Source organism: Flavobacterium aciduliphilum (genome assembly GCF_003268855.1).
Taxonomy (GTDB): domain Bacteria; phylum Bacteroidota; class Bacteroidia; order Flavobacteriales; family Flavobacteriaceae; genus Flavobacterium; species Flavobacterium aciduliphilum.
On record NZ_QLSZ01000004.1, the window covers coordinates 218036 to 232708 of the forward strand.

Genomic DNA, 14673 nt, shown 5'->3' on the forward strand with positions numbered 1-14673 from the left:
TTTTGTTGAGGTTCTATTTAAAAATCAAATCATATTAAATAATATTTTTATAAAATCATTTAAATAAAACTTTTATTATGAAGTGTAAATTATTTTTTCTACTTACTTTTCTTTTATCAATTAGTACATATTCTCAAGAATTTGAGATTAGTGGAAAAGTATCAGATGCTATTTCGGGTTTACCAATTTCTGGAGTAAATATTGTAGTAAAAAGTTCTAAAATAAGTTCACAAACAGATTTGGATGGGAATTTTAAAATTACCAAAATTCCAAAAGGGTCAAAAGTAATTTTTAGTTACATTGGATATGCAAATTTCGAGTTAATTGTAAATCAAAGTCAAAATATTATCGTAAATTTAAAAGAGGATAAAAACACTCTTGATGAAGTAGTTATAGTGGGGTATACTTCAAAGAAAAAGAAAGATGTTACAGGATCAGTATCAGTAATATCAACTAAAACAATTGAAGATTTGCATCCTATTGTTACCGCTCAAGCTTTGCAAGGAACAGTTGCTGGAGTAGTAGTAAATTCAGGTTCAGGAGCTCCTGGTTCAGGTTTTAGTATAAATATAAGAGGTGTGTCTTCTAACACCAATAACCAGCCATATTATTTAATTGATGGTTATGAAGGTGATATTTCATTAATAAATCCATCAGATATTGAAACTATTACGGTTTTAAAAGACGCTCAAGCTTCAGTATATGGATCTAAAGGTGCTAATGGAGTAGTTTTAGTGACTACAAAACTTGGAAAAAGAAATACTAAACCCAAAGTGTCTTTCAATACTTATATAGGAAACCAGCAAACATCAAAAAAACTCAATTTGTTAAATGCTACAGAATACGCAATGCTATTGAATGAAAGCTATGCAAATAATGGACAATCAATACCTTATCCAAATGTTACTGGACTAGGTAAAGGAACAAATTGGCAAGATGAAGTGTTTAAAAAAGCACCAATTTTAAGCAAAGATATTTCTATATCAGGTGGCTCGGAAAATATTATTTACTCTTTTAGTGCTTCAAATATTAATCAAGAGGGTATTGTTGGTTTAAGTAAATCTGGTTTTGATAGGAGTAACGCAAGATTATCATTAGGTGTAGATTTTTCAAAAAAAATTAATTTTTCTACAACACTTAATTATATGGATTACAACAGAAAGAGTTTAAATGAAAATGGTATTGGTTCCGTTTTATTTAATGCTATTAATACTCCTTCAACGATATCATTATATGACGCTAATGGAAATTATTCTTTAGTACCAGACACACCAGGATATGGAAATGAAGTAATTAATCCCTTAGCTCAGATAGAAAACACTTATAATAGTTATAATCAAAAGAAGATATTTGGAAATTTTGTTATGCAATATAAGCCATGTAAATCATTTAAAGTGACTACTAGATATGGATTTAATTCAGGAAATGATGTAGGTAAATCTTTCAGTAAAGAAATTTATTATGGGCAGTCAAAGGTTTTCAACGTAAATAGGAGCAGTGTATCTCAAAACGCAACTCGTTTTAGTGATTTTACATTTGATATGTTTGGAGAATACGAAAATACTTTTTACGATAAACATAAAGTTAAAGTAACAATTGGTGGTACATTAAATGAATCTAAGGGTGAGGGACTGTATGCAACAGGATATGATGTACCTAATAATTCATGGGATTTTGCAGATATTGCACTTACAAATGGAATTCCTCCAGAGGGTGTAATTACAAATGGTTCTTATAAATCAACACCTTACAAAAGACCTTCTCTATTTACAACAATTGATTATGACTATAAAGGAAAATATTTATTAACATTTATTGGAAGAAGAGATCAATCCAGCAGATTTTCTTCTAAGTATAGTGTAGCTTATTTTAAATCAATATTACTAGGTTGGGTTTTATCAAATGAAGATTTTTTTAATAAAGATTTGCCTATAAATTTTTTAAAACTGAAAGCTAGTTATGGTACTTTAGGAAATGATGTTGCACCTGCAAATGCATATAGAGGATTATTGACTGGTGAGGCGACTTATGTTTTTGACAACACATTGGTTAATGGAATTGCAGCAGGGCAAATCACAAATAAAGTATTAAAATGGGAAACAGACACTAAATTAGATTTTGGTTTAGAATCGAAGTGGTTTAAAAATAAATTTGAACTAACAGCTGATTATTTTAATGATACTCGTTCAGATTTAATTATTAGTGGAGTTCCTATATCAGGAATTAATGGTGGATATGCTCCTGGGTCTGGTGCGCCTTCAGTTAATGCGGGAACTGTAAGAAATACTGGATTTGAACTTTCCATAAATTACAAAAACAACGTAAACAAATTTAAGTATGAACTAGGATTTAATATTACAACTATCAACAATAAAGTACTGAAAGTTAATAATTCTACTGGTTTTATAGAAAGTGGTTCATTTGGGATAGGTCAGTTAGCTCCTACAAGAATGGAAGAAGGACAACCTATGGGTGTTTTTTATGGATTAAAAACAGATGGAATATTTCAAAATCAAGCTGAAATAGATGCGGCACCTGTACAAAATTTTGGTACACCTACTGTTCCAGGTGATATTAGATATAAAGACATTAACGGAGATGGTGTAGTTGATATTAAAGATAGGACTTACATTGGAAAACCAATAGCTGATTATACTTTAGGGTTTAATGTTAATCTTAAATACAAAGGATTTGATTTAGTTGCTTATGCTTATGCTTCAGTCGGAAATGACTTAATAAGAAATTATGAAAGGACAGAAAGCAAATTAAATAGATTAAATTATGTTTTAGATCGTTGGACTGGAGAGGGAACAAGTAATACCGTTCCAAGGGTTAGCACTGGTCCTTCAAGCAATAACTTATTTTCAGATTATTTTGTAGAAGACGCCTCTTTTATAAGAATTCAAAATCTTCAATTGGGATATTCTTTACCTTCTAAACTCATTGAAAAAGCACATATTTCGAAGTTTAGATTTTATGGCTCGGTAAATAATTTACTAACTTTTACCAAGTATAGAGGATATGATCCATCTGCAAATTCAGGTAATCCTGTATCAGGAGGTATTGATTACGGTTATTATCCTGCACCGAAAATATACTCATTAGGGTTAAATGTTAATTTTTAAATTATTAAAAATGAAAAAATATAATAAATTTTCTATTCTTTTTTTAACTGTTATTTTATTTATATCTAATTCATGTTCAGATAATTTTATAAATGAAGCAGCTCCATACTCATTGGATGCTGAAAATTATTTTAATTCTGAATCTGATTATAATAAAGCATTGATTGCAGCCTATGATATGTTACAATCTAGTTATATTAATGTTATGATAGGAGAAATTGCTTCAGATAATACTTTATCTGGTGGTGAAAGTGCTAATGACGTAATAGGCATTCAACAAATTGATGAAATGACACATACTGCCGTTAATTCAAACTTAAAAGATTTGTGGAATTGGATGTTTGCAGGTGTTCAACGTTGTAATTATATAATGGAATTTAAGGATAAAACGTCTTTTGCCAATAAAGATCAAGTAATAGCAGAAACACGTTTTTTAAGAGCATATTATCATTTTGAATTGGTGAAATTTTTTGGACCAATACCAATGAATGGTGACAAAAGGTTTAATATAGATGATGAAAAAACAATACCTCGTTCCCCTGTTTCAGAAGTTTATGCTAGTATAGAAAACGATTTATTATTTGCAATTGATCATCTAAGTATAACTCCTGCTCAAAAAGGAAGAGCGACAAAAGGAGCTGCACAAGCATTGTTGGGGAAAGTATACTTATATCAAAATAAATTTTCTCAATCGGCTAATGTATTGGAGCAATTAATAAGTTCAAATACTTATTCATTAGTTACAGATTATAATTCTATTTTTGAAAATAGCGGTGAAAATGGACCAGAATCAGTTTTTGAAGTGCAGTATACAGATGCAGAAGGAGCAGATTTTGGATGTTTACAATGTAGTGAAGGTAACGTAGCTGTAGGATTTAATGGTATTAGAAATTATAATGGGCCAGTATTTGACGGAGGATATAGCTTTAATGTTCCTACACAAGAAGCTTATAACGCTTATGAAGTAGGTGACAATCGAAAAAATGTTGCAATTCTTGATATTGTTGCATGGGCTGCCGCTAACAATGCTACTTATGGAACAGGATATAAACATACAGGTTATTTTAATAGAAAATATCTTGCTCGTAAAGGAGATTCAAACATAGGAGATCAAAACTTAACAAATCCTAACAATTATCGTGCAATTCGATATGCAGATGTTTTGCTTATGGCTGCTGAAGCATATAATAGAAGTGGAAATGACACCAAAGCATTAAATTATTTAAATCAAGTAAGAAGAAGGGCTTTTGGAGATACAAATCATGATGTATCTCTAACCAGTACTGCTTTGACAGAAGTAATTTGGGCAGAAAGACGCTTGGAATTAATGGGAGAAGGGCATCGCTTTTTTGATTTAGTTAGAACTGGAAAAGCTGCTCAAACTATTACTGGCTTTACATCAAATAAAAATGAACTTTTTCCAGTTCCATATGAAGAGATTCAATTTTCAAATGGCAATTGGCAACAAAATCCAGGGTACTAAAAATATAGATTATGAAAAAAATACATTTATTACTTACCATTTTCATATTATCCTTGTCATTAGGATGCTCAAAAGATAATGAAATTCCAAATTTAGATGCTATAAATGCGCCAGGAGACATTTCTGCTGCTATAAGTATCAAACCCGATAACTCTGGGGATGTGTTGATTACTCCTTCAGGAACAGGTATAACTCAATTTAAAATTTATTATGGTGATGGAACAACATTACCAGGAATAGTAAATCCTGGAGACTCCATTTTACATACTTTTTTAGAAGGGACTTTTTCAGTAAAGATTGTAGGAACTACATTAAATGGAAAAATTTCTGAAACAACTATACCTGTTACAGTTTCGTTTTTTGCTCCAACAGATTTATTGGTAACGATTGCATCAATACCTACAAATTCATTAGGAATTACAGTAAAAGCTCAAGCTAATTTTGAAAATGGATTTAAAGTTTTTTTTGGAGAAAGTCCAACAGAAACTCCGGTTAATTTTTTAGAAGGAGATGTAATTACACATTTTTATGCAAATGCTGGAACATATCAAGTTAAGGTTGTTGCTGTTACTGGTGGTTCAGCAACAGCTGAATATACTCAAAATGTAACAGTCACAGTTCCTCTACTTATTAATCTTCCTCTTGATTTTGAATCTCCAACTCTTCCTTACACATTTTCAAATTTTGGTGGAGCTAATACTACTATAGTATCAAATAGTCATCAGGTAGGAATTGATACATCTACAAAGGTTGCATCTCTTGTAAAAGGCGCAGGTGCTCAAGTTTGGGCCGGATCATTTATTGAATTATCTAGTCCTATTGATTTTTCAGTAATGAAAAAACTAAAAATGAAAGTATGGTGCCCTCAATCAGGAATTATTGTAAAAATGAAATTGGAAAATTTAGCTGATTCTACAAAAAATAAAGAGGTAGATGCGACAGTAGCAACTGCTAATAGTTGGCAAGAATTAACATTTGATTTTTCATCGATTAATATGTCTTATACCTATCAAAGAGTTGTGGTTTTCTTTGATTTTGGTGCTTCTGGGAATGGTTCAACATATTTATTTGATGATATAAGACAATCTAATTAACTCCCTAAAATTAAAATATAGTATATGAAAAAGATTATTTTTTATTACATAACAAGTATGTTTATAGCTTTACTATTTGTAAATTGTCAAGAAGATAGTGCTACTTTTGGAGAAATTTACTCTCCAACTAATTTACAAATTTCTTATGATATAGTTGGTAAAAATGCTAGTAATCCCTATGGAGATGGATCAGGCTTAGTTAATTTCACTGTTAGTGCAACAAATGCTATTTCTTACAAGTTTGAGTTTGGTGATGGTGAATCTAAAAGTGTTCCTAGTGGAATTTATCAAAAAAGATATAATCTTAACGGTGTTCATACTTATAATCTAACAGTTGTAGCTACTGGGAAAGGAGGAGTTTCAACAACAAAAACAATTCAAGTTACTGTATTAAGTAATTTTACAGATGATGAAGCAATTCAATTTTTAACAGGTGGGACATCTAAAAATTGGTATGTATCAGCGTCTGAACTAGGACATTTGGGAGTAGGTCCTAATAGTAATAATAGTGAACAAAATTATTTTGCTTATTATTATATGGCACAGCCATGGGAAAAAGCAGCATCTGGAGATAGTAGCTGTTTATATAATGCTGTTATGACATTTTCTAAGGTAGGTAATTCATTAAAATATTCTCAAAATAATGGAGGAAGTACTTTTTTTAATAAAGATTATCAGAGCGTTGCTGGAGGTTCTGTAGGATATGATTATTGTTATAATTATGATGCTTCTGGAGAAAAGAATGTCTCATTATCCCCTTCAGAATCTGTAATTATGCAAAATACTGACCATTTAACTCAAACTAGAGGTACAATCATGAATTTTTCTGATAATGGGTTTATGGCATATTATGTTGGAAGTAATTCATATGAAATACTATCAATAACAAATAATCGAATGAAAGTTAGGGTAATACAAGGTAATAATCCAGCCCTTGCTTGGTATTTGATATTAACAACTGTACAACCCGTTCAAGACCCTATTACAGACTATACTAATTTGATTTGGTCTGATGAGTTTAATGTAGATGGAGCACCAGATTCTTCCAAATGGAGTTATGATCTTGGGTCAGGGGGTTGGGGAAATAATGAAGTACAGAACTATACTAATAGTTCAGATAATGTTGTTGTTCAAGGTGGGAGTTTAAAAATTACTGCTAAATCTCAATCTTCAGGAGGTTATACATCAGCTCGTTTAAAATCTGAAAACAAGTTTGAATTTACATACGGGAAGATAGAATTTAGAGCAAAACTACCTACAGGAGGTGGTACATGGCCTGCGTTATGGTTACTTGGTGCGAATTACGATACCAATACATGGCCAAATTGTGGTGAAATTGATGTTATGGAACATAAAGGAAATAATCCAAATGTAATTTATGCCACATTGCATTATCCAGGACATTACGGTGCTGGAGGTATTTCAAATAATTCTTTATTTCCTGGTGTTTCAACTGGTTTTAAAGTTTATAAAGTATTGTGGACCCCAAATTCCATAAGGTTTTATGTTGATAATGTCTTATTTCATACATTTATTAATAATGGATCTGTTCCTTTTAATCATGATTTCTTTTTAATCATGAATGTTGCGATGGGTGGAACATTTGGTGGAACAATTGACACAAGTTTTAGTCAATCTTCTATGGAGGTTGACTATGTTAGAGTATATCAATAAAAAAACAATTTAGTTAGTTACAATTACGAGGAAGTTAAATGCTTTCTTGTAATTGTTTTTTTAAAATGTCAATATTAAAAGATGAAATATACAAAACATTATTATATATTATTTTTATTTCTTTTCTTTTTAAGCTGTACTTCTTCTAAAATTATTACTTCAGAAAAAAATACTACACGTATTGATTTTAAGGTTGACTCATTATTACGAATCATGACTTTAGAGGAAAAGATAGGTCAAATGAATCAATATAATGGATTTTGGGATGTTACAGGACCTTCGCCTAAATTTGGTCAGCAAGCTATTAAATATTCGAATTTAAAAAAAGGTTTAGTTGGTGCAGTATTAAACGTAAAAGGTGTTAAAGAAGTTAAGGCCTTACAAAAAATTGCTGTTGAAGAAACAAGGTTGCACATTCCTTTACTTTTTGGATTTGATGTTATTCACGGATATAAAACTATAAGTCCTATACCTTTGGCAGAAGCATCTAGTTGGGATATGGAAGCAATAAAAAAATCAGCATCAATCGCAGCAGAGGAAGCTTCATCGGTCGGAATTAATTGGACTTTTGCACCTATGGTTGATGTATCAAGAGATGCAAGATGGGGAAGGGTTATGGAAGGCTCAGGCGAAGATCCTTACCTTGGTAGTAAAATTGCTATTGCAAGAATTAAAGGATTTCAAGGTGATGACTTATCTTCTATTAGATCAATAGCTGCTTGTGCAAAACATTTTGCTGGATATGCTTTTGCCGAGTCAGGCAGAGACTATAATTCTGTTGATGTTAGTGAATCAACACTTCAGAACATTATATTGCCCCCATTTAAGGCTTGTGTTGAAGCAGATATTAAAACTTTTATGAATTCGTTTAATGATTTAAACGGCACACCAGCTACTGGAAGTAAATATCTTCAAAGAACAATTTTAAAAGAAGGTTGGAATTTTAAAGGATTTGTAGTGTCAGATTGGGGTTCAATAAATGAAATGATATCTCATGGTTTTGCAAAAGATAGCAAACAAGCGGCTGAAATAGCAATTAGCGCAGGATCAGATATGGATATGGAATCATATTCTTATGTAAACAATTTAGCTTCTTTAGTAAAAGAAGGCAAAGTGAAAGAAACCACAATTGATGATGCTGTTAAAAGAATACTTAAGGTTAAATTTGAATTAGGTCTCTTTGAAAACCCATACAAATACTGTGATGAATACCGAGAGAAAACAACATTAGGGAAAGCAGAATTTCAAGAAGCTGTTTTGGATATTGCTAAAAAATCTATTGTTCTTCTCAAAAATGAAAGTAATTTATTACCGTTAAAAAGAACGGGTCTTAAAATAGCTTTAATTGGTCCTTTAGCTTCCGACAAAACCAGTCCATTAGGTAGTTGGAGAATTGGAGCTGATGATAATACAGCGGTATCTGTTTTAGAGGGAATGCAACAATATCAAGGAAATCAATTACAATATGCCAAAGGAGCCGATTTAACAATTGGGCCTACAAGTTTTGTTCGAGAGTTACATATTAATACCAATGATACATCTCAATTTCAAGATGCTATTGCTCTGGCCAAAAATTCAGATGTAGTAGTTGCCGTTCTAGGCGAGCATGGCTTACAAACTGGAGAAGGAAGAAGTAGAACAGATTTGGGATTACCAGGAGTACAACAAGAGTTACTCGAGGAGTTATTTAAGGTTAATAAAAAAATAATATTAGTATTAAATAATGGTAGGCCATTAGCTCTACCATGGGCAGCAGAAAATATACCTACTATTCTTGAAGCTTGGCATCTTGGTACACAAAGTGGAAATGCCATAGCACAGGTGCTTTATGGAGATTATAATCCTAGCGGAAAATTACCTATGACATTCCCAAGAAGTGTAGGTCAGGTACCTATATATTATAATTACAAAAATACAGGAAGACCAATAATGAATGAACCTGAAAGCGTTTTTTGGTCACATTATATCGATCAAGAAAAAACTCCGTTATATCCATTTGGGTTTGGATTAAGTTATTCAAAGTTCGAATATTCAGATATAAAATTGAGTTCAAACATATTACCCAGAAATTCTTTTATAACAGTTTCAATTAATGTTAAGAATACAAGTTCCATAAAAGGTAAAGAAGTTGTACAACTTTATCTTAGAGATGATATAGGAAGTATTACTCGACCAGTTAAAGAGTTAAAAGGTTTTGAAATGATAGAATTAAATCCAGGGGAGAAAAAAACTGTTACTTTCATTATAGATGAAAAACTTTTAAAGTTTTATAATTCAAATGGTAAATGGGAAGCAGAATCAGGAGATTTTAAAATTTTTATAGGAGGTAATTCAGTAGATACTCTTGAGAGTAATTTCAAACTTGAATAATATAAACTCTTAAGAATTTTATAATCTATTTACATTTTATAATTATAATACATATGAAAAACCCATTTATTTTACTGTTTTTATTTTGTGTTGCTATAACTTCAGCTCAATTTAATTATCAATCAACAATAAGGAATAGTACTGGACAAGTTATTAGTAATCAAATAATTTCTCTCAGATTTAACATAAAATCATATGCAATTACTGGTACAACTGTTTATTCAGAAATACAGCATCCATTAACAAATTCACAAGGAAATATTTCTGTACTAATAGGTAATGGATATCCTACAATAGGATTATTTTCTCAAATTAATTGGACTTCTGGACCATATTATTTAACTGTTGAGTTTTTTACAGGAACTAATTCTTGTCAATGGGTAAATATTCCATTTGATCAAAATGGCACTTTAGGTCAATTAGTATCATTTTGCAATGGACAATATATTTATGGGTCTTGTTCCAATTTTAATAATTTGATATGGTCTGATGAATTTAGTACTTCAGGTGCTGTATCTTCAAATAATTGGTTTGCGCAAACACAATTGGTAAATGGGAATAGCTGGTATAACAATGAACAACAACATTATACTAATCGAATTGATAATGCATATGTTAGTAATGGAACCTTAAAGATTGTAGCAAAAAAAGAATCTTATACAGATCAAGGAGTAACAAAACAATATACCTCAGCTAGATTAAATTCGAAATTTGCTTTTACATATGGAAGGGTTGAAGTTAGAGCAAAACTACCTAGTGGAGTTGGTACGTGGCCAGCAATATGGATGCTAGGTAAAAATATAATTGAAACTGGAGCTTATTGGTCTAGTGCATTTGGAACAGCAAATTGGCCTGCATGCGGAGAAATAGATATTATGGAACATTGGGGAAACAATCAAAATTATATTCAAAGTGCCTTACATACTCCTTCAAGTTATGGGAATACAATTAATTTAGGTAGTCAAATAATTTCTACTGCATCAACAGACTTTCACATATATACTTTAGAATGGACTTCACAAAAATTAGTATTTAGTGTTGATGGAATTGTACATTATACATACCAGCCATCTATAAAAGATGCTACAACTTGGCCTTTTGATGCTCCACAATATTTATTATTAAACATTGCTATGCAACCCATTATTGATTCTAATTTTACTTCAAGTTCTATGGAAATAGATTATATTAGAGTATATCAATAATGTGATCAAAAATGGTTCTTATTTGTTGTTTTCTTTTATTTTTGAAGTGTTTAATTGAGGAATTAGTTATATATTTTCTATAATTACCATTTTTTTAATCTGTAATTCGTATTTATTCTTTTTAAAGAACTTATATTTCATTGATCAAAAGTGGAAAAAATGTCGGTGATTTATTAAAAGATTGCTTTTTTATCCGTTGTTTATGTCAATTTTTTTAAGCTCATCATTAATTTACTCTTTTATTAGGGAGTTTTTTAGATTTACTTTTCTAGGAAAAAGTGTCTCTCTAAATTCTTTGTTTTGTCTTAGGCATCTGTAAAGCAAATATTTATCCCATTTATTATGGTTTATTCTGAGATATGTCCTTACTTTTCTTAATTCAACAGGTTTTGTTTTAAAAAGAGAATTATAAATTTTTCTTTTTCGTGTCAATTGTTAAAATTAATTTTTTCTTTTAACTCAAACTCTAATCTAAATTAGAATTTCCAGTGATAGTAAACCGAATATTTGCTTTATTATTTTTTATTTAACACAAAAAACTAATTTAAAAATAACATCTTTTAAAAACAACATTTTTTCAAAAAAATATTTAATAAATTACCTCTACATTCCCTTATCATTTTTTAATTTTTTTTAAAATTAAAAGCTAAAATTAACGATGAAATTAGAATAAAATCACTGTTAATAGCTTATTTAATGTAATTTAAAAATGTATAGTTTTTGTATACGCAAACGATTTCGGTCTTGAATTCTTGTTTTTTACATTTACATCTCAAACCATAAAATTAATTTAAATGAAAAAACTTTTTTTACTATTTTTCTTAATGATTTTTTCATTAGGACAATCACAAACCTTATCGGGTACTTGGAAAGTTACTTCTATAGGTGTTGGACCAAATCAAGGAGATATTGGTTGGTGGTCTCTTTCTGTTAATTCTGGGGAAAGAGCATGTTTTTTTGATGACACATATGTGTTTAATGAAAATGGAACATTTCAAAATGTTCAAGGTAATCAGACCTGGGTAGAGGGTTGGCAAGGGGGATCGGATTCTTGTGGTACCCCTGTGGCTCCTCATAATGGTTTAAATGCTGCAACCTATTCTTCTACTAGTACCACTTTAACTTTGTTAGGAGTTGGAGCATACATAGGTCTTGCCAAAGCAGTTAACGGCTCCGAACTTTCAAGTCCAAACTCTGCACCTAGTTCAGTTACCTATCAGATAAGTTCATTGACATCAACAACTCTTACTCTCGATATCAATGTTGGAGGTGCATGGTGGTGTTTTCAATTGGCAAAGCAAGGAGCTATTGATTCTACTCCAGCTGCCCCAAGTCCTACAATTGCTTCATCAAATGTCATTAAAATATATAATGATTCTTTCATTGGAGCTACAACAGCAACAATTGACACTTACAGAACTAGTTGGTCTTCTGCATCCCTAGAAAATGTTTTATTATCAGGTAATAATACTTTGAAATATACAAATTTAGGATTTGTAGGTATTGAAGCCGTAACTAGTCCAATAAATGCAACAAATATGAATATTTTTCATATTGACATGTACACTCCAAATATGACTACTTTTGGAGTGAAATTGGTTGATTTCGGTGCTGATGCTTCTTATGGAGGAGGAGATGATGTAGAGCATCAAATTAATTTAACTCCAACTCAAAATGGATGGAATAGTTACAATTTATTGTTATCAGATTTTACAAGTTTAACTACCCGAGCTCACATTGCACAGATAATTCTTGTAGGAAATGGAACTGCTTATGTTGACAATATGTATTTTGGAAATGCTGTAACTAGTGTTGCTCCTGCATTAAGTAATTTTACTATTCCAAATAAAAATACTTCTGACTCAGACTTTTCTATTACTGCACCTACAAGTACAAGTCCTGGAAGTTTTACCTATTCTAGTAGTAATACTGACGTAGCAACAATTATAAGCGGAAATATGATTCATATTGTTGGAGCAGGTACAACAACTATCACAGCAACTCAAGCTGCATCTGGAAACTATTTATCAGGAAGCATTACTGCAAGTTTAGTTGTTTCGCAATTAGCACAAAGTCCTATCTCTGCAGCACCCAATCCTCCTTCAAGAAATGCATGGGATGTAGTTTCAGTATTTAGTGGAGCATATAACACTATTACAGGCACAAACTTTTATCCAGATTGGGGGCAAGGAACAACTTATGAACAACTTAATTTAGGAACTCCTGGTAATGCAACAATTCATTACTCTAATTTAGACTATCAAGGAATTAATTTGGTTCCTGATGGAAACCCTGGTATTAATGTTTTGTCAATGACAAAACTTCACATAGATATATGGACACCTAATGTATCTCCTATCAATATTTATCTAATTGCAGGAGGAGAAAATTCTGTTACTCTAACCCCAACCTTATCAGGTTGGAATAGTTTTGATATTGATTTATCGGATTACTCAAATCAGGGAAGAAATTTAGGAAACGTAATTCAATTAAAGATAGAAAAACCTGGTTTCTCTTATCACGCAGAAACTAATTCTGTTTATTTTGATAATATCTATTTTTGGAGACCAACTACTAATTTACCAACACCAACATTAACTAGTTTTAATGTTCCTAATAAGGTATTAGGGGATGCTTCATTTACAATAACTCCACCTACCAGTAATAGTTCAGGTGCTTTTACATATACAAGTAGTAATATAGCTGTTGCAACTGTTTCAGGAAATACTGTGACTATAGTTGGAGCAGGATCAACAATTATTACGGCTACACAAGCAGCATCTGGAAGTTTTGGTGCAGGAACTATTTCGGCTACTATGATTGTTTCTTACCCTCCACCTACTACTAACGCTCCAATTCCAACAGTTCCAGCAGATAGAGTTCTTTCTTTATTTAGTAATACATATACAAATGTTGCAGGGACAAATTGGTTCCCTAATTGGGGGCAATCTACGTTAGTGTCAGATTTTAGTATTTCAAATAATAATATTAAAAAGTATGAGTTTTTAAATTATCAAGGTGTTGAATTCGCTAGTCCGGTTAACGCTTCAAATATGACCACTTTACATATAGATGTTTGGACTCCAAATTGTACAACATTTGAAGTATATTTAATTAACACCACTCCTTCAACTGTTCAGCAAAGTGTATCTCTAAATCCTACTGTTTCTGGATGGAATAGTTTTGATATTAGTTTAGCTCAATATACAAATATTGCTTTAAATAATATTGGACAATTAATGTTTATAGGAACTCCTTCAGGAACTAGTAGTGTTTATTTAGATAATATTTATTTTTACAAACCTAGTCCAACTATTGCCGCTCCAACAGTAGTGTCTCCAGTAAATTATTGTAAAGGTGACATTGCAACTCCTTTAAGAGCTGGTATTTACGGTAACACTCTAAAATGGTATACAGCTGCTACAGGTGGAACAGCTTCCCTAACAGCTCCAACGCCTTTAACAACTACTGCCCCATCAACAAAAACATACTATGTTTCTGAAGTATTCTCTAATGGAGTAGAAGGGCCAAGAGCATCTATTGTTGTAAATGTAAATGCTCTTCCTACCGCTCCAACTACTTTAACAGGTACTGCTGCTGTAGGACCACTTGTAGGCACAACAACAACGGCTACTTTCACAACAACAGCCGTTAGTGGAGCAACTTCATATTTATGGACTGTTCCTGCTGGAGTTACTATTGTTTCTGGACAAGGAACAACG

At 31.5% G+C, this 14673-nt stretch carries 7 protein-coding genes; all 7 read left to right on the forward strand.

Features of this window, described 5'->3' with window-relative positions; translation table 11 throughout:
• The first annotated feature begins 77 nt into the window (after window positions 1–77).
• Window positions 78–3125: a SusC/RagA family TonB-linked outer membrane protein gene (locus CLV55_RS06390; protein ID WP_112112917.1), complete on the forward strand. Its 3048-nt coding sequence runs from the start codon at window positions 78–80 to the stop codon at window positions 3123–3125.
• Between the two features lie 10 nt (window positions 3126–3135).
• On the forward strand, window positions 3136–4608 hold the full coding sequence (locus tag CLV55_RS06395; RefSeq protein WP_112112932.1) for a RagB/SusD family nutrient uptake outer membrane protein: 1473 nt from the start codon (window positions 3136–3138) through the stop codon (window positions 4606–4608).
• A gap of 11 nt (window positions 4609–4619) precedes the next feature.
• The gene (locus CLV55_RS06400) at window positions 4620–5702 is read left to right on the forward strand and encodes a hypothetical protein (protein ID WP_112112918.1); all 1083 of its coding nucleotides are present in this window, start codon (window positions 4620–4622) and stop codon (window positions 5700–5702) included.
• Between the two features lie 24 nt (window positions 5703–5726).
• Window positions 5727–7376: a family 16 glycosylhydrolase gene (locus tag CLV55_RS06405; protein WP_112112919.1), complete on the forward strand. Its 1650-nt coding sequence runs from the start codon at window positions 5727–5729 to the stop codon at window positions 7374–7376.
• 81 nt (window positions 7377–7457) lie between these two features.
• Complete coding sequence (bglX, locus tag CLV55_RS06410) at window positions 7458–9746, forward strand: beta-glucosidase BglX (protein ID WP_112112920.1); 2289 nt, start codon at window positions 7458–7460, stop codon at window positions 9744–9746.
• 53 nt (window positions 9747–9799) lie between these two features.
• Window positions 9800–10951 carry a glycoside hydrolase family 16 protein gene (locus CLV55_RS13060; RefSeq protein WP_112112921.1) on the forward strand — a complete coding sequence of 384 codons (1152 nt, stop codon included), beginning with the start codon at window positions 9800–9802 and terminating at the stop codon, window positions 10949–10951.
• A gap of 794 nt (window positions 10952–11745) precedes the next feature.
• Window positions 11746–14673, forward strand: a 2928-nt coding sequence (locus tag CLV55_RS06420; protein WP_449403972.1) for an Ig-like domain-containing protein, incomplete at its 3' end; no start/stop codon positions are given.

Coding starts and splice junctions, on each gene's coding strand:
- CLV55_RS06390 (WP_112112917.1), top strand. CDS start 78: ATGAAGTGTAAATTATTTTTTCTACTTACTTTTCTTTTATCAATTAGT.
- CLV55_RS13060 (WP_112112921.1), top strand. CDS start 9,800: ATGAAAAACCCATTTATTTTACTGTTTTTATTTTGTGTTGCTATAACT.
- CLV55_RS06395 (WP_112112932.1), top strand. CDS start 3,136: ATGAAAAAATATAATAAATTTTCTATTCTTTTTTTAACTGTTATTTTA.
- CLV55_RS06400 (WP_112112918.1), top strand. CDS start 4,620: ATGAAAAAAATACATTTATTACTTACCATTTTCATATTATCCTTGTCA.
- CLV55_RS06405 (WP_112112919.1), top strand. CDS start 5,727: ATGAAAAAGATTATTTTTTATTACATAACAAGTATGTTTATAGCTTTA.
- bglX (WP_112112920.1), top strand. CDS start 7,458: ATGAAATATACAAAACATTATTATATATTATTTTTATTTCTTTTCTTT.